Annotated in this window: 19 protein-coding genes, 1 tRNA gene and 2 pseudogenes; 11 read left to right on the top strand and 11 right to left on the bottom strand. The window is 68.3% G+C overall.

Annotation, left to right across the window (positions count from 1 at the left end; genetic code table 11):
- Positions 1-294: 294 nt before the first annotated feature.
- The 3 genes and pseudogenes from OG453_RS34975 to OG453_RS34965 all read right to left on the bottom strand — a co-directional run bounded on the left by OG453_RS34975 (position 295) and on the right by OG453_RS34965 (position 1689).
- On the bottom strand, positions 295-867 hold the full coding sequence (locus OG453_RS34975) for a hypothetical protein (protein ID WP_266872569.1): 573 nt from the start codon (positions 865-867) through the stop codon (positions 295-297).
- Positions 868-1235: 368 nt separating this feature from the next.
- A pseudogene (locus OG453_RS34970) lies at positions 1236-1331 on the bottom strand (IS5/IS1182 family transposase); the annotation flags it as partial.
- 211 nt (positions 1332-1542) lie between these two features.
- On the bottom strand, positions 1543-1689 hold the full coding sequence (locus OG453_RS34965; protein ID WP_266872568.1) for a hypothetical protein: 147 nt from the start codon (positions 1687-1689) through the stop codon (positions 1543-1545).
- A 648-nt stretch (positions 1690-2337) separates the two neighbouring features.
- Between OG453_RS34965 and OG453_RS34960 the strand changes: the two genes are divergently transcribed.
- Positions 2338-4521, top strand: coding sequence for an NACHT domain-containing NTPase (locus tag OG453_RS34960; protein WP_266872567.1), 2184 nt, complete (start codon positions 2338-2340; stop codon positions 4519-4521).
- A gap of 449 nt (positions 4522-4970) precedes the next feature.
- Positions 4971-5219, top strand: a complete 249-nt coding sequence (locus OG453_RS45215; RefSeq protein ID WP_323178696.1) for an integrase — start codon at positions 4971-4973, stop codon at positions 5217-5219.
- Positions 5220-5296: 77 nt separating this feature from the next.
- Here OG453_RS45215 and OG453_RS45210 read toward each other — a convergent pair whose 3' ends face one another.
- A complete protein-coding gene (locus tag OG453_RS45210; protein WP_323178695.1) occupies positions 5297-5557 on the bottom strand; it encodes a hypothetical protein in 261 nt (86 codons plus the stop codon).
- Between the two features lie 173 nt (positions 5558-5730).
- Between OG453_RS45210 and OG453_RS45205 the strand changes: the two genes are divergently transcribed.
- The 6 genes and pseudogenes from OG453_RS45205 (at position 5731) to OG453_RS34930 (ending at position 13989) form a co-directional block, all read left to right on the top strand.
- Positions 5731-6036 carry an integrase core domain-containing protein gene (locus tag OG453_RS45205; protein ID WP_323178694.1) on the top strand — a complete coding sequence of 102 codons (306 nt, stop codon included), beginning with the start codon at positions 5731-5733 and terminating at the stop codon, positions 6034-6036.
- Positions 6037-6819: 783 nt separating this feature from the next.
- The gene (locus OG453_RS34950) at positions 6820-6969 is read left to right on the top strand and encodes a hypothetical protein (RefSeq protein WP_266872566.1); all 150 of its coding nucleotides are present in this window, start codon (positions 6820-6822) and stop codon (positions 6967-6969) included.
- Between the two features lie 61 nt (positions 6970-7030).
- The gene (locus tag OG453_RS34945; RefSeq protein ID WP_266872565.1) at positions 7031-8509 is read left to right on the top strand and encodes a helix-turn-helix transcriptional regulator; all 1479 of its coding nucleotides are present in this window, start codon (positions 7031-7033) and stop codon (positions 8507-8509) included.
- A gap of 736 nt (positions 8510-9245) precedes the next feature.
- Positions 9246-9629: a trypco2 family protein gene (locus OG453_RS34940; protein WP_266872564.1), complete on the top strand. Its 384-nt coding sequence runs from the start codon at positions 9246-9248 to the stop codon at positions 9627-9629.
- 12 nt (positions 9630-9641) lie between these two features.
- Positions 9642-12566: a tetratricopeptide repeat protein gene (locus OG453_RS34935; protein ID WP_266872563.1), complete on the top strand. Its 2925-nt coding sequence runs from the start codon at positions 9642-9644 to the stop codon at positions 12564-12566.
- 329 nt (positions 12567-12895) lie between these two features.
- Positions 12896-13989 (top strand): annotated as a pseudogene (locus OG453_RS34930) (integrase core domain-containing protein).
- 649 nt (positions 13990-14638) lie between these two features.
- Here OG453_RS34930 and OG453_RS34925 read toward each other — a convergent pair.
- Positions 14639-14712: transfer RNA gene (locus OG453_RS34925), tRNA-Pro, on the bottom strand.
- Positions 14713-14820: 108 nt separating this feature from the next.
- On the opposite strand from OG453_RS34925, the gene OG453_RS34920 reads away from it, so the two are divergent.
- The 3 genes from OG453_RS34920 (at position 14821) to OG453_RS34910 (ending at position 18498) form a co-directional block, all read left to right on the top strand.
- A complete protein-coding gene (locus OG453_RS34920) occupies positions 14821-15357 on the top strand; it encodes a DUF309 domain-containing protein (protein WP_266872562.1) in 537 nt (178 codons plus the stop codon).
- A gap of 161 nt (positions 15358-15518) precedes the next feature.
- On the top strand, positions 15519-16331 hold the full coding sequence (gene cobF, locus OG453_RS34915; RefSeq protein WP_266872561.1) for a precorrin-6A synthase (deacetylating): 813 nt from the start codon (positions 15519-15521) through the stop codon (positions 16329-16331).
- Between the two features lie 76 nt (positions 16332-16407).
- Complete coding sequence (locus OG453_RS34910; protein WP_266872560.1) at positions 16408-18498, top strand: MDR family MFS transporter; 2091 nt, start codon at positions 16408-16410, stop codon at positions 18496-18498.
- Positions 18499-18584: 86 nt separating this feature from the next.
- Here OG453_RS34910 and OG453_RS34905 read toward each other — a convergent pair whose 3' ends face one another.
- The 6 genes from OG453_RS34905 to OG453_RS34880 all read right to left on the bottom strand — a co-directional run bounded on the left by OG453_RS34905 (position 18585) and on the right by OG453_RS34880 (position 25918).
- Complete coding sequence (locus OG453_RS34905; protein WP_266873243.1) at positions 18585-19325, bottom strand: cobalt-precorrin-6A reductase; 741 nt, start codon at positions 19323-19325, stop codon at positions 18585-18587.
- A gap of 35 nt (positions 19326-19360) precedes the next feature.
- Entirely contained in the window at positions 19361-20104 is a 744-nt protein-coding gene (locus OG453_RS34900; RefSeq protein ID WP_266872559.1) for a sulfite exporter TauE/SafE family protein, read from the bottom strand.
- Between the two features lie 69 nt (positions 20105-20173).
- Positions 20174-21691: a long-chain fatty acid--CoA ligase gene (locus OG453_RS34895; RefSeq protein WP_266872558.1), complete on the bottom strand. Its 1518-nt coding sequence runs from the start codon at positions 21689-21691 to the stop codon at positions 20174-20176.
- A gap of 122 nt (positions 21692-21813) precedes the next feature.
- Entirely contained in the window at positions 21814-23001 is a 1188-nt protein-coding gene (locus OG453_RS34890; RefSeq protein ID WP_266872557.1) for an acetyl-CoA C-acyltransferase, read from the bottom strand.
- Between the two features lie 245 nt (positions 23002-23246).
- Complete coding sequence (locus OG453_RS34885; protein ID WP_266872556.1) at positions 23247-24479, bottom strand: FAD-dependent oxidoreductase; 1233 nt, start codon at positions 24477-24479, stop codon at positions 23247-23249.
- Complete coding sequence (locus tag OG453_RS34880; protein ID WP_266872555.1) at positions 24476-25918, bottom strand: FAD-dependent oxidoreductase; 1443 nt, start codon at positions 25916-25918, stop codon at positions 24476-24478. The genes OG453_RS34885 and OG453_RS34880 overlap by 4 nt, the downstream gene beginning before the upstream one ends.

Below are 25918 nucleotides of genomic sequence, written 5' to 3'. Positions count from 1 at the left end.
ACCGTTATGCGGAACTATGACGCCAATGGGGCTCCTGACCCGGCAGAGCCGCCGCCTGGAAATCTGCACGCACAGGGACCTGCCCATCGACGCAGAATGGACTGGCTCCTACACCACCGCCGTCTTGCCCGTGGCTACCGACGCGCTATCCGGCAGCGGGTTCACCGCCGAGCTCTCATCGGCGTGCACCCGGCCCGGACCGCGGCGATCGTCTATAACCCCGCCACGCTCGAGGCCACGGGTGGAGATCCGCCGAGTGACCAGGATCTTTTCGGGTGGGCTGAACCTGGGCGTTCAGATCGTCTGGCTGTCCCGAACTCGGCCTTCCGCCCGCCATGGCTGTCGACCGGTGCGCACGCCGCAGTGTTCAAGAAAGGCTCGGTCTTCTGCTCCGATCGGCGGCCCGTAGGGCTTGCCAAAGATGGCGAGGTCGCTCTTGAGCTGAGTGCGTAGCAATGACAACTGACGTTGCACCAGGAACCCCCGCGCCTGTTCCCGCTCAGCCCCCTTCAGGCGCTCGATACGTCGGCGTGAGAGCTCTGGAGTGAGTTCCCCGACCGGACGTGTGAGGTTGTCCTTCACCTCGAAGTACACGCTACGGCTGTGACGTTCGAGGAGCATTCCGTCACCGTTCGCGTAGTACCAGTTGGTGAAGGCCTCGTGGAGTGAATGACGTCCCTGCTCATCCAGAGAGTCGGCGTATGGACTGGCCGCCCGCATCAGGCCCCAAAGCCGCTCGTAGGACGCCAACCGCCGCTCGGAGAGCCGGATCTTGACATCCCGCCCGATGTTCCCCGCGACGGCGAACCCGGCTACGCCGAGAGTCAACGTCACCACTAGAGAAGCCCAGTCCGCTACGTCTGCCATACCAACCTCCCTAGGTCCAGGTTGATGTACAGCCAGTACCTGCAACGGGACACCCAGGGCCAGGACAGCGCAGCTACCCAACGGCAGTTGGTGATCCACCTACTCGGCACCAACGCCCTCCTCGCGCGAGCGCTCACCACAACGCGGATGCTCGTCCTGCCCCGCACAGTGTGCAACCTACGGCTGGGAAATCTACGCCCTGCACTTGCCGAGATCGCGTCCGTCCTGGTCGGAGTCGATATATGAGGCCTGGGGCGTGGCACCTGTGGCTAATGACGCCGGGTTCTCGCTCTGCGGCCGAAGAGCGACCGGGACAACGTCGCTAAGATCCTCGCCCTGCGCCATCAGATCTCTGCAGTGTTGGAGGGCAGCTGCCCGCCGGGCGGCCGTCTGCCCCCGGTGATGCCCCAGGGACCGGCGCCCTGGTAGGCGCGGTCCACCAGGACAGGCACGCCCTGTCCTTGTCCGGCTTACGCTTGGCCTCCGCGGCGCTCACGAAACGGTTGTTGAACTCTTCGAGGCGCCGTGATTGGGCATACGGGCGGCTTCGTACCAAGCCAGGCCGATCATGTCGAGCTCGTACATCGCTTGCCGGGAAACGTCCGAAGCGTCAGCAACGGACCGGGCTCAACGATCGCCACCTCAGCAACAGCGCTGCTGAACTCAGTCCAGGCGTCATGCGCTCGGACGGCTGCCCCATTGCGGGCTGCGGTGCATGCGGACGGCCGTCTCGTAGCTCGCGACGCTGATCTCCTTGGCGCGGCGCCTGCTGAGCCAGTCGGCAGCCCACCACTTGAAGGTGGTTCGTTTCGACAGGCTCAAGGGGCACCTCGCGCGCCCTACTCTCGAGGGCCTGGCGCGGCCCGAGTCGCCCTCGACGTGCGTTGGCCCTCCGGGCATCGGCACCCGCCCGTGGACAACTCCGGTCTGTGGTCAATCGTCCGTTGAAGCTGACTGGCGTTGCCGATCCTGTCTGCATCAGGTCCTGGAGTGCCCCCGGTGACGATCTGTACCGTGGCGACTTCGCCACCCATCACATCCGTGTGAGCATGCAGGAATGCGGCGTGTTGCTCCAGGGGCCAGTTCGCGGGCCGGAAGCGTGCCAACCTGCCGATCGCTTCCCCGTTGTGATCCTCTCTGAACTCGCCGCGGATGTTGCGTAAGCGCACGTCGGCAAGCGTCGCGGCAGCGGATGGCTCCTTGAGCCACTCCTCAAGTAGGTTCTTGGCAAGGTCTTGGTGCACTGTGCCCATGTCGGCCTCCTCCTGCCGGACCCGACCTGGCATACGTACGGCACGCACCGGCTGATGCCACCCGTGCGGGGATGCACGAACGGCTACCGCAACAACGCCTCTGGGGCCCTGATCGACCAGTGTCCGCTGTCCGATCGCCGTCGCAGACAACGCTCTCGCCGAAGTGTTCTTCACCGATACGTGCTATCCAGGAAACAGGGCGCCAGGGGGGGAACAGATGATCAGCAACAAGCTCCTGAGGCAGCGCTGGTGGATCGTAAGCGCCACAGCCGCGGCCATCTTCCTGGCCGGCAGCATCGGATATGCGGCGTGGGCTCTGGTGACGCAGAAAGGGATGGGTCCAACAGATGTCGCCGGGGTCACCGGCATGATAGTGGGCGCAGTTTCTCTGTGGGCTTCCCTTCAAGGCCTGCGTACGCATGCTGACACCGAGCCAGTCAAGATCACCGGAAACTTGGCCGCACAAGTAAAACGAGTAGAGGCCACAGAATGGCGGCAACTCCTGGGCGGTGATTCAGAGCGGATAGACGTCGCGTTCACCTTTCTCCCCGAGATGTCCCGAAACGCTGAAGTGCCACTGTGGCAGGGCAGCCTGTCAGGGGTGATGGAATTCTACCAAACAACGCATCCGCGCCGATTAGTCATTACGGGCAGTCCTGGAGCAGGAAAAACCGTACTGGCACTGGAATTGCTTCTTTCCCTATTGGACAGTCGTCGCGACGGGGATCCAGTTCCGGTACGCATATCAGCCGCCAGTTGGGACACCGGCCTATCTCTTGAGCAGTTACTCATCGACCAATTGATCGACGCATATGGACTATCTGCCGCCACTGCGAAACATATCGTGGAGACACGCCACGTTTTGCCAGTACTGGACGGCCTGGATGAAATGGATATCGGGCAAACACCCGTCTTGGAATCTCGGGCTTCGGCCGCGTTGGAATGGTGCAATTCCTACCAGGACGGCCGTGACGTGGCACCCCTGGTACTGACATGTCGTGCAGATGAGTACGAAGCGCTGGAAAATTCTGGACAGCGGGTTCTGGATGCGGCTCGGATCGAGATAAACCCTCCTTCCGCCGATCAAGTGTGCGCATTCTTGAATCGACGAGTAAGAGATCCATACCGATGGCAGTCCGTGACCGACACCATTGCAGCGCACCCTTCAAGCACTCTCGCCCGGACGCTCAGCACGCCCTGGCAATTGACGCTCGCCATCGTCGCATACGACGCGGGCGGAGATCCTGACGAGTTACTTACCATCAACGGCGAACGAGCACTGGCCGAGCATCTACTCGCGCGATTCATACCTGCAGTTATGCAATTGAGCCCCAGGTTCAAAACCAGCCCGTACCAGGTGGATCAGGTAGAACGATGGCTGGCCGAATTGGCCAACTACCTCAACTTGAATGCCGGGCATATCCTGGGTGGCCGCACCCTTTCAGGCTGCGACATCGTATTGCACCACTTGTGGCCTCTTGGCGGGCATCGGATGCCGCGCCTAGTAGATGCAACATTAGCGGTATTGTCCGCCGTACCCCTCTGCGTGATCATCTACGCACTCTCACCGCACTCGGGCTCCGAAGGCTTGTTTATATTCGCCTACTCGATGACCGCCAATGCGATCTTTGCAATCATCCACTATTCCCGCTGGTGGCCCCATTCTCAACGTTTGAATTTTCGTCGCATGCGCAGCCGATCCGGCATCCACTCTTTGCCCATCGGAATATTGGGTGGAACTATTCTTGGCATTATTGCCGCCCCCTCCTTCGGTGCATCTATAGGTCTGACAGGGGGTATCCTGTTCGCGATTTCCTACGGAATCTCTTTTGGGCTCACAGGCGACATAGAGGATGACCAAGTAGGAACAGAGGGCCCCGAAGGTCCCTTGCATCATGACGCACTTTCGGCCACATTCTTCGGCCTAATCTGTGGCCCTCTGTACGGCTTCCTCATATCACTCCCCGGAGATAGCTTTATCTTTTGGATCACTTTCAGCCTAGCCGTTGGAATAACCAATGGAGCCACCGCGGGGGCCCTCTTTCATAGCCCTAGAAACGCGGTGACATTCGGCCTCATCTCAGGCATCGGAAGCGGTGTATCCCAGATCTACGCATCCGATCAGGTATCAGGCGACCTGACAGCACTACTGGCCGGTCCGGCATTTGCCCTCCTGGTTGGTTTCGTAGTATTGGCGAGGGCATCGCGCCGCTATTACTCCTTCTTGCTATGTATGCGAGGGCGCCTACCATGGCGCCTCAAGCGTTTCCTTAGATGGTCTTACAGCGTTGGGATTCTGCGCGCTTCCGGTATCGCCTACCAGTTCAGGCACCTTGAGCTACAAGATTGGCTGGCTCTACGGATAGGCTCGCCCACGCGGATTCCAACAGCCATTGATTAGTCGAGGGTGAGATTGTTGCGGTGAGTGGTGTGAGGCAAGGTGGGCCACAAGCTAGAAATCTTTAACGGCTGAGGTTACGTCAAGCCGTGACGATTAGTCTCGGCCGCGCTATGCCGGAGGGATGAGGTATGCCGATGGTGGCGGACTGACGGCTCAGGAGCGGGCTCGGCCTGAACAAGTTCGGCTCGCGGCCGCTGACTTGGCACGGGTAGCCGCACCTGGTGGTAGCAAGCAGCCGTATTCCTTGACAGATATGCGCATACACGCAAGGTGGATCGACCGAGCAGTGTCTGTCACAGCGTCCATCGGCGACGGCCTATTGACGGACTTTATTCTGCAACCCTTCCCGGAATACCTTCGACTTCCCGGCGCCTGTGGGTGCCCGAAACTCGGCTACCCCTGCTGACCTGGCCTTGCGGTCCAGGCCAGGCGTGGCGAGATCCTGGGGCATGGCTCTGCGACTGCTGTATCTGACCTTCTCGAAGGTCCTGGGATGGATTGCGTTGCTGGCGCGATCGGAGGCTTCCAAGAATGCGGAAATACTCGTACTGCGGCACCAACTCACTGTTCTCCGCCGCCAGGTTGGCCGGCCACACCCCTCATGGGCGGACCGGGCAGTGATCGCGGCGCTGTCCCGGCTGCTGCCCAAGGATTTGCGAGGGCACCTGTTCGTCACTCCGGGCACGCTGCTGCGCTAGCACTCCGACATGGTCAAGCACCGCTGGACCTACAAACGCCGAGGACCAGGCCGACCACCAACCCCGCCCACCGTACGCTAGCTGATGCTGAGGATGGCCACGGAGAACCCGCACTGGGGATACCGCAGGATCGCAGGCGAACTGGCCCGCGCCGGTCGTCCAGTTGGCGCCTCCACGGTCTGGGCGATCCTGAAGAGAGCCGGGATCGACCCGGCACCACGACGCTCGGGCCCGACCTGGGCACAGTTCCTGCGCAGCCAGGCCTCCGGGATCCTCGCGGTGGACTTCTTCCACGTCGACACCGTGTTACTGCGGCGCCTGTACTGCATGGCGGCCATGGACATCTCCACCCGCCAAATACACCTCCTTGGCGTCACCGCCCACCCGACCGGCCACTGGGCAGTCCAGCAGGCCCGCGACCTCCTCATGGCGCTGGACGACCACGTCGACCGAGTGAAGTTCCTGATCCGGGACAGAGACTCGAAGTTCACCGACGACTTCGACGCCGTCCTTGCATCCGAGACCATCCAGGTCCTGCTCACTCCGGTCCAGGCACCACAAGGCAAACGCGTACATCGAGCGCTGGATCGGCGGATGCCGCCGAGAACTCCTCGACCGCACACTGATCATCAACGAACGGCACCTGCGCAACGTACTGGCCACATACGAAACGCACTTCAACACCCATCGCCCCCATCGCGCCCTCCAACAAGCAGCACCCCTGCGACCACTCCCCGACCCGGTCGGCCCGGACGGCAAGGTCATCCGTCGAGATCTACTCGGTGGCGTGATCCACGAATACAACCAGGTCGCATAGGGCGGCCGAGTTTCGGGCACCCACACGGCCGCGACGCGGTCGCGTACGACATCTGCGCAGGACTGCGAGTGTGCGTGCCGCCCCGTGGCAGGAAGGCCTCACGAGTCGAGTCGGCGGGCTGGCGGGCCAAGGAACGTTCTGGCGCCGCGGTGGGCGGCGCCAGAACGGTGAGCTTCTCCCGCGGCAACGGGCGCTCTGTCTCCTGGGTGACTGTGTTGCCCGCAGTACTTCGGAGAGCCCGCTGGTGGCCGTGAGGCCATGCAGGCAGGCACGCACAAAGATCAGGCATGTCGGCGCGAAGGTCAAGGTTGGGACGCGGGCGCGGAAACAGAGGCGGCAATTCCCGTTCCGAGCTGCGGAGATGCGCGTTCCGGCATGTCCGAAAGCTGTAGTGGATCGCGGGACACCCCTGCGGATTGTCACCCTCGGTGACGATCGGGTCGGTCGAAAGGTGGGACACAACTGCGGAAAGCAGCCCACCACACCACCTGTGAACAGGCACGATCCCCCGCGGGGGGCCGCCGTGGAGCCAGACCGGCAAAGGGACACATCTGCGGATTGCGCGCCCGGCGGATAGTACTGGGGCCCGGGATGCTGCAACATCGCTAACCACCCGGGCGGCGGCAACCGACCCGGCGCACGACCAGCACAACTCGCAGTACCAGCAACTGAGCCCGCAGTACATGTAGTTGAGCCCCAAACGAACAGTTAGGCGAAGAGTTGAACAACGCAACTTGCGGCACGTCGCGTCCTCTGACTACGCCCGAGGCAGTCGTCCTCATCGTGATCATCATCGTTGCCGCCGCCCTGGCCGCCGCCGGTCTGCCGGCCGTGAGCGTAGTCGTCTTGCTCCTCGAGGCCGTCTCCCTCGGCCGCCTCGCGGTGAGGCTGCGGCGCAGCCGAACGGCCGCACGGCGGCTCGCGCAGGCCTGACCGTCCGATGGCACGCCGCGAGAACCCGATCCCCCGGTGCAGCCGGTCGTTACTGGCTCTGGTGACGTGGCTGCGTAACGGCAGGGAAGATGCCGCTCTGACCTACGAGCAGCTCGCCTCTGGTACCGAGTACAGCGCGGACACTCTCGCGCGCGCTGCCTCCGGGCGCAGCGTGCCGCAGAACCCGGCTGTGGTCCTGGCCTACGCCGCGGCCTGCGGACGCAGCACGAAAGAAGCCGAACGGCTGTGGAAGCACGCCCGGCGCGACGAGGCCCGCACTCAGGGCGTGGTCAGCGGTCACCGAAGCGGAGTGCACATCAGCGTCGTCAAGGACTTCGCCGATCTGCACTCCGCGCTCGTCGATCTCCACCACGACGATGGCCGGCCGCCCCTCCGCTCCCTTGACACCCGTCTGGGCGGAGTGGGGCGCCTGCCGCACAGCACCGTCGGACGGGTCCTCAAAGGCAGCTCCACACCCAGCCGGACATTCGTAGCGGCCTTCGCCGAGGCCTGCAACGTCCGTAGAAGCGAGCTGCCCGAGTGGACGAAAGCCTGGGACCGTGCGGACGCCGACCGCCGAAGCAGCCGGCTGCGCTCACGCAAACCCGACACCGCACAGCGCTTGACCTTCCACGACCGCGTCACGCCCAGGGACCTGCAGCTTCTGATGAGCGAGATGGAGTCGACCTCGCGCAAGACCCCCGCTCTCAAGATCACGGTCCATGTGCCCGACCCGGCCTCCTCTGAAGCAGACGCCGCCGCGCGGATGAGCCGCGAACTCCTCATCGACCAGGCGCAGCGCCGCGGAGAGCTCGCCTGCCCCCAGTGCCGCCGTCCCTCCTTCGGCTACAGCGATGAGCACGGCTGGGCACCGCGACTGTGCTCCAGCTGCGCGCCCGACGCGCCGCACGAGGGCACTCTCCCCGCCTCCAGCGCCGACGCTCCCACACTGGAACTGCGCAGGCCCGGCGCAGGCCCGGCCCCCGTTTCCGCCGCGGACACCCCCACACTGGTCCTGCGCATGCCCACACCGGGCGCCCGGCCCCCACTGCCACGGCGGAAGACCACCGGGTCATGGGCCCAGCCCGCCACACGGCAGCCGCCCGCACCGGCGCCGAACGCCGACCAGACGCGCACCCTGAACCAACCGGCGAGTCCGCAGCCGTTCATCCCCTCTCGCCTCAACCCCTTCGCCAGAAGGCCCCACCCGACGCCAGCCTCTCCACCGGCGGCCCGCCCACCGGGCAATGACTGCCCCGAGCACGGCCAAGAGAACACAACCACCGGACAGCAGCAGGACAATCAGCACACCCCGGCCCGACCGCCGACCATGCGCATCCGCATCAACATTCCCGGCTCCAGACCCATCCCGCCCGTGGTCATGCACACTCCCGGTGAAGCAAGCCAGGCCCGGCCGACACACCCAAGAGCACCGCGGCAGACGGAGAACCTCAGCCGGGCGCCCAGCACTCCATTCACCACAAGCGTTGAACCAACCCCACGCGGTCACCCGACGGACGGGACTCCACCGGCACCGTGACAACCCAGCCTCACCCTCTGCGAGCGTGCATCAACAGACTTGATCGATAGTCAGCAGGCCGCCGACGAGGAGCATGCGGGGCGGAGTTGATCGCGTGAGGTGGCCTCTGCCGCTCTCGGGGCGCTCACGGCCCAGTGGACTCGCCGAGTCCGGCAGTCCAGGTCTTCAGGACCGTTTCCTCGTGGCCGTCTGCCTGTACCGACAGCGTGATGACCACGCCCGGGGTGGAGCCGTATTCTCTGAACTATCGCAGTGACTACGGTCGCGAGACTGGTGGGCTCGCATGTTGAGGCGTCGCGTATTCCTTGGTGAGGTCGGTCCTGACGTCACCGTGTGTGGTCACCGGGGGCGTATCGGCTCCAGGTTCCTCCAAGTTCGGTGACCAGGCGGGTGGCCGCCTTGTCGTGGTAACCGAGTGCCTTCGCGATGACGCGGGCCGGATCCTGTAGGACCAACTCGCCGCGCTCGGCCTGGCCTTCAACGCCGTGTTTCATCGTTATCTAGTGCTGTCAAGCATCTCTACAGGTCAATGGGCTGGAGATGTGTAAGGCAAGTAAGGCATGTACGCACGAGTCATGACGGGTTGCCGTGGCGGGCGAGTTTGACCGTGCCGTCGCCGGGCCGAGGCCGTGTCAGGTTCTCGAAAATACGACAGCCTCAGCATGGTTTCCGCTGGTTCGTGCCGGGAGGATGTGCGTAGCCGCCTCCTCGTCCCGCCGTGCAGGGAGGGGGCGGGGTGGCGAAGGGGATCGTGGTGGGCAACGCAAGTGGTTCGGATCAGGAGTGGATGGACCTGGCGGACGCGATCACCCTGCTGCGGGATCAGATCGCCGAGGCGCAGGACCGGATCGCCGCTCCTGCGGGCGCCGGGCACCGGGGGGTGCTGTTCACGCTGGGGGAGATCACGCTGGAACTCGGCCTGGAGCTGACCAGCGCCAAGGGCGTCGACGGCGGACTGCGGTGGAGCGTGATCAGCCTGGGCGGGAAGAAGGAAAGCGGCAGCAGGGCCACCCACACGGTGACCGTGGCAATGACTCCGCACCTGCCCGGCGGCGGCGACATCGACGTCAGCGACGTGGAGAAGACCCGCCGCAAGCGGGCCGCGGGCAGCTGCGAGTGAACGGGGCGGCTGGTGGAGTTCGACCGGCGGGTGCAGGTCTGGGTGAACCATCCGGAGGGGACGACAGGATTCGGCTCGGGCTACCTCATCGCGCCGCGGCTGGTGCTGACCGCCGCCCACATCCTGGGCGCCGACGCCGACAGCCCGGTAATGGTGAGCCTGCCCGGCACCGGCGAGGAAGAGTTTCCCGTGGTCGTGCGCTGGCAGCGCTGGGACGACACCGTGGACGCCGCGCTGATCGAAATCGCGGAAGGCGTCGGCTGGCAGGTTCCACAGTCCCTCGGTGACCTGCTCACCCGGCCGCCCCAGCGCTACGGCCTCATCATCGGAACCCGCCCCCACCCGGTCACCGCGTTCGGCTTCCCCCGCATGCAGAAGGACACCACCGACGGCCGGCGCCTCGACGAGCAGTTCACCGGCCGTATCGCCCCGGGCACCGGCTCCCTGGCCGGCCGCTACGAACTCACCAGCACCGACCCCGTCCCTGCCGCCTATATCATCGGAGGGGGGAGCCGCTGGTCGGGCATGTCGGGCGCCGCCGTCCTCACCGACGACGGCTACGGCGGAGACCTCTTGTGCGGCGTCATACGCCGCGACCGCCAGGCCGACGGCGGCGGAACCCGCCTGACTGCCACCCCCACTGCACGCCTGCTGGCCGACGAAGCCTTCCGCACGCTCATTGCCGAGCACACCGGCTGGGAACCCGTCCTGGAACCGGTCGAACCCGCCGCCCTGCTTACCCCCGCTGCTGTCGACCGCAACCTCCGCTCTCCTGCCGCTCTTCTGCGCGCCGATGCCGAAGCCGTCGCCTTCCACGGCCGCGCCAGCGAACTCGCCGACCTGCGCTTGTGGTGCGAGAAGGGCCCGCCTGCCATTCAACTGCGTGTACTGACCGGGCCTGGGGGACAGGGCAAGACCCGCCTCGCCCGCCGCCTCACCGACACCCTCGGCTGGCATGGCTGGGTCGCCGGGCATCTGAGTTCCGACCTCGCCGACGACCCCACCCTGGCTCCACCCGACTTCACCACTTTCAACACCGCCCTACCCCTGCTCCTGGTCGTCGACTACGCCGAGACCCGTCCCCGCCTGCTGCGCCGCCTCGTCACTCACCTGCACCGCTCGCGCCACCGTGTACGCGTACTGCTGCTCGCCCGCTCCGACGGCCAATGGCGCACCGGCTCCCTCCAGGCCACCCCGGTCGTGCGAGACCTCCTCGAAGAAGCCCCAGTTATCCCACTCACCCCTCTCATTCCCACCAGCCAGCCCGCCCATGACCGGCACGACGCCTTCCGCCTGGCCGCCCACGACCTCGCCCGTCTGCTCCCGCTGCTATCCACCCTGCCCGCACACGACTGGGCGTGCCTGGCTGCCGCGCTCCGGCCCCCTGCGGACCTGCACGACTACCGCTACGACAACGTCCTCACCCTGCAGATGACCGCCCTGATCGCCCTCCTGCAGCACGGACCCCGACCCGTCGATGCGGCCCCCGGTACCCCACCGGAGCGCACCCTGCTCAAACACGAGGACCGCTTCTGGGAGGCCAGCGCCAAAGCACCCGCCTACAAACTCGACCTGCCCGCCCCCACCCTGGGCGCCGCCGTGGCCGTGGCCGCCCTCTGCGGAGCAAGCAAGGGGAAAGAGGACGAGGATGAAGAGGCCGTGGGGGTGCTCGCGACCCTGCCTGGCCTGCCCGCCGATCAGACGGCACTCGCCGCCGCATGGCTCGCCTCCCTGTACCCGGCCGACGGTGACCGGTACTGGGGCTCCCTCCAACCCGACCGCATCGCCGAGTACCACGCTTCCCGCACCCTCACCGAAGGCGACCTCACGTTGCCCGCCCTGCTCGGCGCGGCAGCACCCGGACAACAGGCCCAGCTCATCACCGTCCTGGCCCGAGCCGCGATCGCCCACTACAACGCCGGCCGCGCCCCCGAGAGCGAACACATCCTGCGCATCGTGGACACGGCCCTGGACACCGTCCCCCTCGACCACCAAGCCGTCCAGACCGCGGTAGCTGCACTCCCTTACCCGTCCCGCATCATCAGCCCTCTCGCCCTTCACCTCACCACCGCCCTCGCTCGCGTGTACCAGCAACGCGCAGTGGGCAACCCAGCCGCCTACCAACCCGACCTCGCCGCCTCGCTGTCCAACCTCGGCATTCGGCTGTCGGAGGCAGGGCGGCGGGGGGAAGCCCTGACTGCCGTGGAGCAGGCGGTGGAGATCCGGCGTCGGCTCGCGGCGGACAACCCGGCCGCCCACGAACCCGACCTCGCCACCTCACTGGCCAACCTCAGCATCCAGTTGTCAGAGGTGGGGCGGCGGAGAGATGCCCTGACCGCCACCGAGCAGGCGGTGGAAATCTACCGCCTGCTTGCGGCGGGCAATCCGGCTGCCTACGAACCCGATCTGGCGCGCTCGCTGTCTAACCTCGGCATCCAGTTGTCAGAGGTGGGGCGGCGGGGGGAAGCCCTGACTGCCGTAGAGCAGGCGGTGGAGATCCGGCGTCGGCTCGCGGCGGACAACCCGGCCGCCCACGAACCCGACCTCGCCACCTCACTGGCCAACCTCAGCATCCAGTTGTCAGAGGTGGGGCGGCGGAGGGAAGCCCTGACTGCCGTAGAGCAGGCGGTGGAGATCCGGCGTCGGCTCGCGGCGGACAACCCGGCCGCCCACGAACCCGACCTCGCCACCTCACTGGCCGTCTTCGCGACGCTTCTGGCGGCGGGAGGTGATCTTTTTAAGTCGCTACGCGCGACGGAGGAGGCTGCGGAGCTTTATCTCAGTCACGTTGCCACGATGCCGTCCGCATTCCCGCAGCTTCACGCTGTGCTGGACCTACAGGTGAAGCTGCTTGAGGCGCTCGGGCTCAAGGAGGAGGCGGAGACAGTCCGGCACTGGCTCAGGGAGTTCCCGCTCCCGCCCGATTCTCACAATTAACCATCTGTGAGAGTTCTGCGAGAGGCGCCGGGTTGGTCACGTTTCCGCAGGTCGCCACTCGCAAAAGTCCTCTCGAAACCCGCATGTTGTGCGAGGCACTTCTGAGAGACTGCCGCCGTTGGATCTCAGGGTTAACCGCTGTACCGCCGCTATTCGCGACCGGACTAGAGGAGTTCAGCCTGTTCGGCCGGCGGTCTACGGGAAGGTCGGCATGCCAAGGTCGATGTGGTGACGGTGGTTGTCCTGGATGGCATCGAGCTGTGCGCCTGCCGAGTATGCCATCCATGCAGCTCAGGAGCGTCTGCGACGGTGCGGCAGGATGAGCACTTGTGCTGCTGCGTCTTGTCTACTTGACCGTCACCAACCTGTTCGGCGCGCTGCGGTTGCTGCCGGTGAGCGACCGCGACAAGGTCACGGAGATCCTCGCCCTGCGCCACCAGCTCACCGTCCTTGAGCGACAACTCGGCGCGGACCGGGTGAAGATTGCTCCGGAAGACCGGGTATTTCTTGCCGCTCTGCTGGTGCCATTGCCCCGCGAGGTCCTGCGCCGATTGCGCCTACTGATCCGGCCTGACACCGTGCTGCGCTGGCATCGCGACCTGATCAAACGGCGCCACGCCCGCACCTGCCGGCCCAAGAAGCCCGGACGACCGCCCACGGTCCACTCGATCCGCAGACTGGTCCTGCGCCTGGTCCGCGAGAATCCCTCGTGGGGCTACCGCAGGGTGCACGGCGAACTCACCACCCTCGGAATCAAAATCGCCGCCTCCACCGTCTGGGAGATCCTCACCTCCCAGGGCATCGACCCCGCACCGACCGGGCCGCCACCACCTGGGCCGACTTCCTACGCTCCCAGGCCGACGCCCTCATAGCCTGCGACTTCATCGAGACAGTGACTCTGACAGGACAGCGCCAGTACATCCTCGCCATCATCGAACACGCCACCCGGCGCATCCGGATCCTCGGCACCACAGCACACCCCGCCGCGGCCTGGGTAGCCCAGGCCGCCCGCAACCTGACCACGAACCTGACAGACACACAGGCCACCGTCGCGTACCTGATCCGGGACCGGGACGCGAAGTACCCCGCCCTCTTCGACGAAATCCTGAGCAACGCCGGCATCCAAGTCGTGCTCACCAGCGTCCGGATACCGCGCATGAACGCCATCATGGAACGCTGGATCCAAACCTGCCGCCACGAACTACTGGACCGCACCCCCATCTGGAACGAGCACCATCTACGCCACGCGCTCAACCAGTTCGAGCTGCACTACAACCTCCACCGGCCCCACCAAGCGTTACAGCAGGCAGCACCCCTACGCGCCGTTCCCGCATCACTCCCCCACGCCCAAATCACCCAGCTCGACGTACTCCGAAGAGACCGCCTCGGCGGAGGCCTCCACGAGTACCAACATGCCGCTTGAACTGCACGGATGGAGTTTCCGGCAGGCGCAACGTCGTGGACACCGCCTATCTCACTCCCGCCCACGTCGAGCGGGCCCAGCGCGTCCACGGCATCACACTGCTCGGCCCAATCCTCGCGGACCACAGCCGCCAGGCCAACGAGCAGGCTCGCATGCCCCCAGCCCTACTAGGCAAGACACCACACCCACTCGGAGCATCTCCATACGGCGCCCTACAGACGCCAACGGCCACTTGCACCGCGACAAGGGGACCCACCGGAGCACTCCCCCCCCAGCCGACACCCCCGCCGACCTGCACCGCATGGCACCACCGCGTTCAACCTCTGGATGACGTGTGCACCGAGACAGGGAGCCCCCGCAGACATGGGGTCGGTGAAAGCCGTCAAGGGGTCCAGTGGGAGCACGGCCCCATGACCAGTATTCGGACAAGGGGGCGAACAGCACGACCCCTTGCCTCCTCCACCAGACCAGGCAGCGGAGATGCTCCCTGGGAGCGACCGGATCGGGTGACCATCCGTCGACCCCCGGTTGACGTCGCTCCCAGACTCCCGCTCCCTGGGAGCATTGGGAGCTGCTCCCCGCTCCCAGAATTGCTCCCAAAGACGAAGTAGGGGCCATCCGAAGATGGCCCCTACCTGCGACGTTTCCGTCGGGACGACAGGATTTGAACCTGCGACCCCTTGACCCCCAGTCAAGTGCGCTACCAAGCTGCGCCACGTCCCGGTGCGCGTGTCCCGCGGTGTTCTGCGTGATCGCGCAGACAGAACTTTACCCCACGTTCGGGGGTGGTCCGCTCCCTCGTCGTGGGGTGCGGGGAGGGACAATCGGCGCATGAGTTCCGCACCTCGATCCGATGAACCTGGCCGTGACCGTGACGCCGAGGGGCGGGCCCGCAACGCGCGGCCGCGTGACGGGCTCGGGCGCCCGTTGCCGTACGGCGCCGAAGGCGTGGAGCGGCAGCCCGAGGGGGTCACGCGTACTCCCGACGAGACGATCGCGCAGGCCCAGGCCCTGCTGGACGCCGGACGGCCCTTTCACGCGCACGAGGTCTTCGAGGACGCCTGGAAGTCGGGGCCCGATGACGAGCGTGACCTGTGGAAGGGGCTTGCGCAGCTGGCTGTTGGTCTCACCCACGCGGCGCGCGGCAACGCCACGGGCGGTGCACGGCTGCTGCTGCGCGGCGCAGCCGCGGTGGACGCGGGGCGGCGTGAGGAGCGGCCATACGGGATCGCGGTGGACGGACTGCTCGGCTGGGCGCGGGAGTTGGCCGAGCGGGTGGAGAAGGGCGGCTGCTCCCCCGTGGACGCGGCCTCGTGCGCGCCGCGGCTGCGGGGTGACGCGGCTCCGGGCGGGGAGGGGAGTGTGTAGGCCGTGGCTCCACGCCTCGCAGGGCGCCCGTCGTGTCCCGCCCCTCCACACCGCAGGGCGCCCGTAGTATCCCGCCCCTCCACACGCAGGGCGCCCGTCGCGCCCCGCCGCTCCCACACCCCGCAGGCCCCCCGCCGCACCCCGTGCGGCAGACTCTCGGCGTGCGAAAGATTCATGTCATCGGCATCGGCGCGGGCGACCCGGACCAGTTGACCCTGCAGGCCGTCAAGGCCCTCAAGAGCAGCGACGTGTTCTTCATCCTGGACAAGGGCGGGGAGAAGGACGACCTCGTGCAGTTGCGGCGTGGGCTGCTCGACGAGCACCGTGCCGACGGCGCGTACCGCGTGGTCGAGGCGCGGGACCCGGCGCGGGACCGGAAGGCGGGCGGCGCCGACTACTCCCCCGCCGTCGGGGACTGGCGCAGCCGCCGCGCGGACATTTATGAGCGGCTGATCGCCGATGAGATGGGCGAGGACGAGAGCGGGGCCTTCCTGGTGTGGGGCGATCCCGCGCTCTACGACAGCACCCTCGGGATCCTGGAGGAGGTGCTCGGCCGGGGCGAGGTGACCTTCACGTACGACGTCGTGCCGGGCATCAGCAGCGTCTCCTCGCTCGCCGCCCGGCACCGCACGGGACTCAATCGCGTCGCGCGGCCGGTGCAGATCACCACGGGGCGCCGCCTCGCCGACGGTGGTTTTCCCGAGGGGGTCGATGACGTCGTGGTGATGCTCGACGCCCATCAGGCCTTCCGGCAGTATGCCGGGCGGCCTGATGGCGATGGCGATGGCGATGGCGATGGCGATGGCGGCGACATGTACATCTACTGGGGGGCCTATATCGGGACCGCCGACGAGATCCTCGTCTCCGGGCCCCTCGACGAGGCCGCGCCCCGCATCGAGGCCCTGCGGGCCGAGGCCCGTGAGCGCAAGGGGTGGATCATGGACACGTATCTGCTGCGGCGCAACCTGGACTGAGCCCTCCGGGGTCCGGCGTCACCGGACCGGCCCGGTCCGGCATGCACCTGCCCAAGGGCGGTGTGAGGGTGGCCGTGTGACCACCACCTCCCAGCCGGCCGCCGAGGCCCCGGCGCAGGGCCCGCCCGTCCTGGACAAGCGCCGTCGCAATGTCGTCTTCGTGACGATCATGCTGGGGATGCTGCTCGCCGCGCTCGACCAGACCATCGTGGGCACCGCGCTGCCCACCATCGTGTCGGATCTGGGCGGCGCCGAGCACATGTCGTGGGTGGTGACGTCGTATCTGCTCGCGGAGACCGTCGCCACGGTCCTCGTCGGGAAGTTCGGTGACCTCTTCGGGCGGAAGGTCGTCTTTCAGATCTCGGCGATCGTCTTCATCACCGGCTCGTTCCTGTGCGGGCTTTCGACGAACATGACGCTGCTCATCGCCTGGCGCGCCCTGCAGGGCATCGGCGCCGGCGGTCTGATGGTGACGTCGATGGCGTTGATCGCCGATGTCATCCCGCTCCGTGAGCGCGGGAAGTACCAGGGTGCCATCGGTGCTGTCTTCGGGGTGGCCACCGTCATCGGGCCGCTGCTCGGCGGTCTTTTCACCGACCATCTGACCTGGCGTTGGGCCTTCTACGTCAACGTACCCATCGCGATCGTCGTGGTGATCGCGGCGGCCCGCACGATCCCCGTGGTGAAGTCGGCGGTGCGGCCCGTCATCGACTATCTCGGCATCGCGTTCGTCGCGATCGGGGCCAGCGCGCTGATCCTGGCGACGAGTTGGGGCGGCAATCAGTATGCGTGGGGGTCGCCGACCATCATCGGCCTCTTCGCCGGAGGAGTGATCGCCCTCGCGCTGTTCTGCGTGGTCGAGACGCGGGCCGCCGAACCGATGCTGCCGATGCGGCTGTTCGCCAACCCCGTCTTCACGGTCTGCTCGATCCTCAGCTTCATCGTGGGCTTCGCGATGCTCGGCGCGATGACATTTCTGCCGACCTATCTGCAGTACGTGGACGGGGACTCGGCCACTGTCTCGGGCGTGCGGACGCTGCCCATGGTGATCGGGCTGCTCATCGCGTCGGTCTTCAGCGGCAATGTGGTGAGCAAGACCGGGAAGTATCGCGTCTTCCCGATCGTGGGTGCGCTGGTGATGGCGCTCGGGCTTTATCTCCTTTCGCTGATGGGCAGCGAGACCAGTACGTGGCTCGAGTCGGTGTACATGTTCGTCCTCGGCACCGGCATCGGTCTTTGCATGCAGGTTCTGACCATCGCCGTGCAGAACACGGTCGCGTACGCGGATCTGGGCACCGCCACGTCGGGGGTGACCTTCTTCCGTACGTTGGGCAGTTCGTTCGGGACGGCGGTGTTCGGGACCATTTACGCCAACACCCTTGAGCCCAACCTCAAGGACGGGGTCGCCGCAGCGGCCGCCACCGGCGCCGCGGAACCCGCCGCGGTGGCCAAGGCGGCACAGAGTCCGCAGGGGCTGCACGATCTGCCGCCCGACGCGGCCGCGCCCATCATCGAGGCGTACGCCGACACGCTGCACACCGTCTTCCTGTGGACGGTGCCGGTGGCGCTCATCGGGTTCGTGGTGGCGCTGTTCCTCAAGCAGGTGCAGCTGCGGGACAGCGCGCGGATGAGTTCGGCGGACATGGGTGAGGGCTTCGCGTCGCCGACGACGAGCGGCTCCCCGGACCAGGTCCTGGAACTGGCGGTCGGGAACATCATCCGCAAGACCGGCATGGACACCGCGCGCCGCGTCATCGGGGACTCCGACACCCGGCTCGACATGGCGGGCGCGTGGGCCGTGATGCAGGTGACGCTCTTCGACCGGATGGTGGGCCACGCGAATCTCGGATTGATCGCGGCGCGGCGTCGCGTGCCGCCCGAGGTTCTCGTGCCGGTCTTCGACCGCATGGTCGAGGAGGGCTTCCTCACCCGCTCCGGCATGCTCTTCTCGCACACCCGGGCGGGCGAGCGCGAGGCCGATGTGATCGGCAAGGCGTGGGCGAAGTGGCTGGGCGAGCAGGTGGAGAAGGACAGCGGGCGTCCCGCCGACGCGGATCTCATCAGGGCGGTCGACGCGATCGCCAAGCGTCTTTTGGTGGAGGACTTGGAGCACGGTCTCTCGGCCGAGAATCAGCGACCGCTCGCGTCGGCCAAGGCCGCGGTGTGATCAGTCAAGGGCGAGGTGTGATCAGCCACGGCGCCGAGCTGTGATCAGCCACAGCCGAGCTGTGATCAGCCACGGCCGAGGCGCGATCAGTCGAGGCCGAGGTGTGAGAGGACGCCCGCCACATCGGGCAGCTCGTGCGCACCCTCCGGTGCCGGCGGGCGGCGGACGATCAGTACGGGCACGGACAGCGCGCGGGCCGCGGTGAGTTTGGCGGCCGTGGCGGCGCCGCCGCTGTCCTTGGTCACCAGCACGTCGATGCGGTGCTCGCGCAGCAGTGCCGTCTCGCCCTCGACGGTGTAGGGGCCCCGGTCGAGCAGGATCTCGGTGTGGTGCGGCAGCGGCGGTTCGGGCGGCTCCACGGAACGTACGAGGAAGTGGAGTTCGGCCAGGGACGGCTCCGCGAAAGCGGCGAGGCCCAGGCGCCCCGTGGTCAGGAAGACCCGGCGGCCGAGCGAGGGCAGCAGGGCCGCGGCCTCGGCGAGCGAGCCCGCGTCGTGCCAGACGTCGCCAGGAGCGGGCCGCCAGCCGGGCCTGCGCAGCAGGACCGCCGGGACGCCGGTGGCCGCCGCGGCCCGCACCGCGTGCTCGCTGATCGTGGCGGCGAAGGGATGCGTGGCGTCCACGACGGCGTCCACGCGGTGCTCGCGCAGCCAGGCGGCGAGGCCGTCCACGCCGCCGAACCCTCCGACGCGTACGTCACCTTCGAGCGCGGCGGGGCGGGCGACGCGCCCCGCGAGCGAGGTGGTCACGCGGACATCGCGCCGGGTGGCGAGGCGCGCGGCGAGCGCGCGGGCTTCGGTGGTTCCGCCGAGGACGAGCACATGCATGGGCCCGAGGTTACGTCCCACCCCCGGCCGCCTCCTCAGCGGAGCAGCAGCTGGAGTCCGCCGAGCACGGTCGCCCCGATGACCAGCTGCTCGAAGAGCCGCTGGTTGATGCGGTGCACGGCGACCTTGCCGATATAGGCGCCCGGGACGACGAAGAGCACGAGCGCGGCGTCGAGCAGCAGCGAGTGCGCGTCGATCAGGCCGAGGCCCACGCTGAACGGAACCTTGGAGGTGTTGACGATCAGGAAGAACCACGCCGACGTGCCCAGGAAGCTCAGCTTCCGGAAGCCCGCGGAGAGGAGATACATCGACAGGACCGGGCCGCCCGCGTTGGCGACCATGGTGGTGAATCCGCCGAGCACGCCGTACGAAGGGGCCTTGAAGCGCGAGCCGCCGCTTGGCTCCCCCTCGTCCGCCGGCACCCGGCGGCGCCACAGCGTGACCGCGGCCATCAGGAGCAGGATCGCCCCGATCGACGTACGCACCCCAGTGTCGTCGGCCCACATCAGGAAGACGGTGCCCACGACCACACCGGCCGCGACGGCCGGGAACAGCCGCCACAGGGTGGGCCAGTGGGCGTGCCGGCGATAGGCGAGGACGGCGAGCACGTCGCCCGCGATGAGGATCGGCAGCAGTACGCCGGTCGACTCGCGGGCCGGGAGGACCGCAGCGAAGACGGCGAGGCTGACCGTGTTGGCCCCGCTGACGGCGGTCTTCGAGAAGCCGACCAGTAGTGCGGCTGCGGCGAGCGCGGCGAATTCCCAGAGCGATATGTCCATGCCAGGAACAGATGGTAGACCCAACTATCGTCCGGGGACGACACGGTCTGGGCCCTGCTGTAGGTGGCCCTAGACCCTGCCGTAGGTGGACCGCAGCTCCCGCTTGAGGATCTTCATGCTGGGGCCGAGCGGCAGCGCGTCGGTGAACTCCACGCGGCGCGGGTACTTGTGACGGCCCAGGTGTTCCTTGGACCAGGCGGTGATGCCCGCGCCGTCGGGGTCCGAGCCGGGCCGCGCTACGACGACGGCGCAGATCTCCTCGCCGTGCACGTCGTCGGGCAGGCCGATCACCGCGGCGTGCGCGACGTCCGGGTGGCGCATGAGGACCTCTTCGACCTCGCGCGGGTAGACGTTGAAGCCGCCGCGGATGATGACGTCCTTCTTGCGGTCGACGATGGCCAGGAACCCGTCGGCGTCCTTGGTGCCGAGGTCACCGGTGCGGAACCAGCCGTCGACGACGGCCTCCTCGGTCGCCTCCGGACGCCCCAGGTAGCCGGAGAAGACGTTGTGGCCGCGGATGACGACCTCGCCGAGCTCCCCCGCAGGGAGCAGCTCGATGCGCCCCTCGACATCGGCGCGGGCGATCTCCACGTCGACGCCCCACACCGGGTGGCCGATGGTGCCCGCCCGGGTACCGAAGACGGGCTGGTTCACGGAGGCGGTGGGCGAGGTCTCGGAGAGGCCGTAGCCCTCATAGATCTGTACGCCGAAGGTCTCCTCGAAGCGTTCGAGTACGGCGACGGGGAGCGAGGCGCCGCCGGAGACGCACTGGCGCAGCGCGGGCAGTTCGGCGGCCGTGGCCGCGGCCGTCACGAGGTTCACGTACATCGTCGGCACCCCGTGGAAGGTGTTGACGCCCTCCGCCGCCATCAGCTCGATGGCCCGCGCCGCGTCGAAGCGCGGCAGCAGGACGAGGGTGGCGCCCGCGCGCCAGGTGGCGTTCATGGAGACGGTCTGGCCGAAGGCGTGGAAGAGCGGGAGCGCGCCGAGCGCGATGTCGTCGCGGTGCACGTCGTGGGCGTCGAAGGCGCAGACCGTCGCGTTCATCACCAGGTTGAAGTGGGTGAGCACGGCACCCTTGGGAACGCCGGTGGTGCCGCTGGTGTAGAAGACGACGGCCGGGTCGTCGGCCTCCCGGGTGAGGTACGTCGGCAGGGGCTCGGTCTCGCGCGCCAGGGTGTCCAGCTCGCCGTCCGCGCCGAGCGTGAGCATGCGTACGCCGGTGGCGGCGGCCGCGGCCTTGCCGGTCTCGGCCTGCGCGGGGTGGCACAGGAGCAGGGTCGCGCCGCTGTCCCGCAGGACGTGCTCGGCCTCCTCGGCGGAGAGCAGGAGGTGTACGGGGACGACGACGCCGCCCGCGGCGAGGATCGCGTAATAGGCGCGCGGGAACGCGGCGGTGTTGGGCGCCATCAGGGCGACGCGGTCCCCCGGCTCGACCCCGAGGCCCACCAGCGCAGCGGCCTGCGCTCGGGCCTGACTCCACAACTCGGCGAAGGAGAGCCGGAGTTCGCCCTCGACGAGGGCGGTGTGGTCCGGCCTGCGGCGGGCGGGCTCGGCGAGGATCGAGGCGAGGGACAACGTGGCCATGGGTGGTGCTCCGTTTCCGTGCGGCCTTGCGGTCTTGCGGTCTTGCGGTCTTGCCGTCTTGCCGTCTTGCGGTCTTGCGGTCTTGCAGGGTGACGCGGTGGCGGTCCGGTGGCGGCGCGGGCTCAGCCGCGCTCGACGAGCAGCGCGCTGCCCTGGCCCACGCCGACGCACATCGTGGCCAGGCCGCGCCCTGCGCCGGTGCGGCGCATGCGGTGGAGGAGCGTGGTCAGGATGCGGGCCCCGGAGCAGCCGAGGGGGTGGCCGAGCGCGATGGCGCCGCCGGTCGGGTTGACCAGGTCCGGGTCGATGCCGAGGGCGTCGACGCAGGCGAGGGCCTGGGCCGCGAACGCCTCGTTGAACTCGGCCTCCTGGAGGTCCCCGATGGACCAGCCGACGCGGGCCAGCGCCTTCTGGGTGGCGGGGACGGGCCCGATGCCCATGACGTCCGGATGGACACCGGCGGAGGCTCCGGCGACATACCTTCCGAGGGATTCGAGCCCGAGGTCGTTCAGGGCCTCCTCACTGACGAGGAGGAGGCCGGCCGCGCCGTCGTTCATCGGGGACGCGTTGCCCGCGGTGACGGTGCCGCCCTTGCGGAAGACGGGGCGCAGGCCGCTCAGCTTCTCGTACGAGGTGTCCTCACGCACGCATTCGTCGAGGTCGACGACGGTGCCGTCGGGCAGCGTGACGGGGAGGATCTCGTCGTCGAAGTGGCCGTTCTTGCGGGCCTCGGCGGCGCGTTGGTGGCTGCGCAGGGCGAAGGTGTCCTGGCGCTCGCGGGATACGCCGTGACGCTCGGCGACTTCCTCGGCGGTCTCGCCCATGGCAAGAACCCCGTGCAGCTCCTTCATCGCCGGGTTGACCAGGCGCCAGCCGAGCCGGGTGTCGAAGGTCTCCATCTTGTGCGGCAGCGCCTCGTCCGGGCGCGGGAGCACGAAGGGGGCGCGGCTCATCGACTCGGAGCCGCCCGCGAGGACGATGTCGGCCTCGCCGGCGGCGATGGTGCGGGCGGCGGCGGTGACGGCCTCCATGCCGGAGGCGCAGAGCCGGTTCACGGTGGCGCCCGGCACGGACTCCGGGAGGCCCGCGAGGAGGGCGGCCATCCGGGCCACGTTGCGGTTGTCCTCGCCCGCCTGGTTGGCGGCGCCCCAGTAGATGTCGTCGATCCGGGCGGGGTCGAGCTGCGGGGTGCTCGCGACGAGACCGCGTACGACCGTCGCGGCGAGGTCGTCGGGGCGTACGGAGGAGAGGGCGCCGCGGAGTTTGCCGATGGGGGTGCGGCGGGCTGCGGCGAAGTGGACTGGGCGCACGATACGGCTCCGGATCGTCACGGTTGATCTCACATGGTGGTCTCACGATATAAATTAGCACTGCTAGTTTTGGAGTCTAGTCGGGGGTGGGTCGTGGGGGAAGAGTCGCTTTCCCGTGTCGCGGAGAGGCGTGCGGGCCCCGAAGGGGCGCGGGGCTGTGACATGTGCGGCTCCGCCGCGTGGGCGCGACCAGCCACATCCGACCCGCAGATTCAGTACCGGCCTTGCAGCGGAGCGCTTGGCCCTCAGCCAAGCCCGATCCGCACCGCGCCACCCGCCGCGTCGACCAATCCGACCCAGGCCCCCGAGAGGTGCAGCGACCCATTGGCCAGCACCCTCCGCGGCACCCTCGCCCGGTGCAGGCACCGCCCGCCCTGGGTGACCAGCAGGACGGGGCGGACCAGGGTCTCCGCCGTACGCAGCAGGAAGCGGGCGCCGGGGACCGGTGGCTCACCCGGTACCAGGCGGTTCGGCGCCACCCACCGCAGAGGCGCGACGGCCTCGACGGGCAGCCCCGCGGACGCCGGCCAGTCCGCGCCCTCCAGATGGCGCCGCACCGCGACCGCCGCGGCCGCGCCCTCGCGCGCCGCGGCCCTCGCCGGTTCCACCGCGTGCAGCACATTGCCCACCGCGAACACCCCGCGCGCCGCCGTACGGAACGCACCGTCCACGGCGGGGCCCCGGGTCCCGGAGTCCAGCGGCACTCTCCCGCGCCGCGCCAGTTCCTGCTCGGGCACGAAGTCCCCGGTGAACACCACCGTGTCGCAGGCGATCGCCCCCGGCCGCCCGTCGGCGTGCCGCAGCCGCACCCCCGAAAGGCGCCCCCTGCCCAGGAGTTCGACGATCGTGGTACCGGTCAGGAGCGGCACCCGGCGCCCCAGCCTGGCCGAGGCGGCCCGCGCCCGGCCCACCTGCGGCCGTGTCTCCTCGGTGACGAGCGCGGCGACCTCGACGCCCGCGCGCCGCAGGGCGGCCAGCGCCGCGTAGCTCACCGGCTCCGCGCCGACGACGACCGCGCGGGTTCCGATCCGCTGGTGGTGGAGGTGCACCGCCTGCTGCAGTTCACCCGTCGTGTAGACGCCCGCCGGGCGGGTCCCCGGCACCAGCCGTGCGGCGCGCGGTCGTTCCCGCGCCCCGGTGGCCAGGACCACGGCACGCGCCGTGATCCGCTCCAGGCCGTGCGGTCCGGTCGTGTCGACCACGAGCGCCCCCGCCCACCCGGTGGCGGACACTCCAGTCCGTACTGCGACCCCGGCGCCGAGTGCGGCCTCGACGAGGCGGTCCGCGTACTGCGGCCCCGTCACTCCCCACCGCCCGAAGCCCCGGTGGTGGCAGTGGCGCGGCACCCCGCCGGCCCGCCCCTCGCGCTCCAGGACCTCCACCGTGCCCGCGCCGACCCTGGCGAGCCGCCCGGCCGCGGCGAGCCCCGCGGGTCCGCCGCCGATCACGAGTACGTCGATGGCCCGCTGCCGCCTCATCGTGCCGCCCCCGACTCGCCCCACCCGTCGAAGAGTTCGCGCACCGCGGCCCCGCAGTAGAACCCCTGGCACCGGCCGCCCCTCGCCCGTGTCCGCCGCCGCAGGCCGTCGAGCGAACCGGGCGGGACCGTGCTGATCAGGGCGTCCCTGATCTCCCCTCGGGTCACGCGTTCGCAGTGGCAGACGATGGTGCCATAGGCGGGGTCGGTCGCGATGAGGTCGGCGCGCTGGTAGGGGCGGGGGAAGGCCTCCCCGAGGTTCGGCATGCGCACGGGGTCGAGGTCACCGGCGTGCGTCAGGTCGAGTTCGGGTCCCGCCGCATCGGCGAGCAGGTCCACGACGTACGCGGCGATCGCCATGGACGCGGTGAGGCCCGTGGAACGGATGCCGCCCACGGTGATCCAGCGCTCATCGGGAGAGGCGTGGATCTGGTAGTCGTCGTGCTCGGTGGCGGCCCGCAGTCCGGCGTAGACCGTGGTGACCTCCTCGTCGAGCAGCGCGGGCAGGATCCTTCGCCCCTTGGCACGCAGCGTGTCGAGCCCGTCCGCGGTCGTCCCCGTGCCCGTCTTGTCGTCCAACTCCTCTGCGGTGGGCCCGAGAAGAACGTTTCCGTACACGGTCGGCGCCACCAGGACGCCCTTCCCGAGTGCTGTCGGCACGGGCAGGAGGATGTGGCGGACCAGGTCGCGGGCGAGCTTGTCGAAGACGATGAGCTGGCCCCGGCGGGGCGTGACGGCGAACTTGCCCTCGCCCAGGAGCTGTTGGTCGAGGTCATCGGTGTGCAATCCCGCTGCGTTGATGAGGTAGCGGGTGCGCAGCACGCCCCGGGACGTGGCGAGCTCACGGCATCCGCCTGCCGGGTACTCCACCCAATTGCCCTTCTTCACACGGCAGTTGAGGTGCAGATGCACTCCGCCACGGACGGCTTGGGTGGCGTACGCGAGGGTCGTCGTCCAGGGGCAGATGATGGACTCGCCGGGGACGTCGAGCGCGCCGAGGGCGCCGGGCCCCAGGTGCGGTTCACGGGCCCACACCTCGTCGGCGTCGATGATGCGGGCCGCCGTGTACGCGTTGCCTCGCGCCTTGTCCAACAGTCCGGGCAGGGCGGCCAGTTGTTCGTCGTCCCAGGCGACGAGCAGCGCGCCGACCGGCTCGACGGGGATCCCCGAATCGGCCGCGTACGCGGCGAGCAGGCGCTGCCCCTCGCGGACCAGGCGGGCCTCCAGGGAGCCCGGCACGGCGTCGAAACCGGTGTGCAGAATCGCCGTGTTGGCCTTGGACGTGCCGTCGCCGACATCGCCGGATGCCTCCACGAGGGCGACGCGGAGCCGGTGGTGCGCGGCCAGTTCGCGGGCGATGGCCGAGCCGACCACGCCCGCGCCGACGACGGTCACGTCGTAGGGCTCGGACGGAAGTGGGCCCTTGCTGGTGAGGGTCAT

The organism is Streptomyces sp. NBC_01381 (genome assembly GCF_026340305.1).
Lineage (GTDB): Bacteria > Actinomycetota > Actinomycetes > Streptomycetales > Streptomycetaceae > Streptomyces.
This window is presented reverse-complemented; position numbering and strand designations above follow the sequence as displayed.

Coding starts and splice junctions, on each gene's coding strand:
- OG453_RS34960 (WP_266872567.1), top strand. CDS start 2,338: ATGATCAGCAACAAGCTCCTGAGGCAGCGCTGGTGGATCGTAAGCGCC.
- OG453_RS34900 (WP_266872559.1), bottom strand. CDS start 20,104: ATGGACATATCGCTCTGGGAATTCGCCGCGCTCGCCGCAGCCGCACTA.
- OG453_RS34975 (WP_266872569.1), bottom strand. CDS start 867: ATGGCAGACGTAGCGGACTGGGCTTCTCTAGTGGTGACGTTGACTCTC.
- OG453_RS45210 (WP_323178695.1), bottom strand. CDS start 5,557: ATGGCCGCCATGCAGTACAGGCGCCGCAGTAACACGGTGTCGACGTGG.
- OG453_RS34885 (WP_266872556.1), bottom strand. CDS start 24,479: ATGAGGCGGCAGCGGGCCATCGACGTACTCGTGATCGGCGGCGGACCC.
- OG453_RS45215 (WP_323178696.1), top strand. CDS start 4,971: ATGGCTCTGCGACTGCTGTATCTGACCTTCTCGAAGGTCCTGGGATGG.
- OG453_RS34905 (WP_266873243.1), bottom strand. CDS start 19,325: ATGCATGTGCTCGTCCTCGGCGGAACCACCGAAGCCCGCGCGCTCGCC.
- OG453_RS34880 (WP_266872555.1), bottom strand. CDS start 25,918: ATGACCCTCACCAGCAAGGGCCCACTTCCGTCCGAGCCCTACGACGTG.
- OG453_RS34920 (WP_266872562.1), top strand. CDS start 14,821: ATGAGTTCCGCACCTCGATCCGATGAACCTGGCCGTGACCGTGACGCC.
- OG453_RS34895 (WP_266872558.1), bottom strand. CDS start 21,691: ATGGCCACGTTGTCCCTCGCCTCGATCCTCGCCGAGCCCGCCCGCCGC.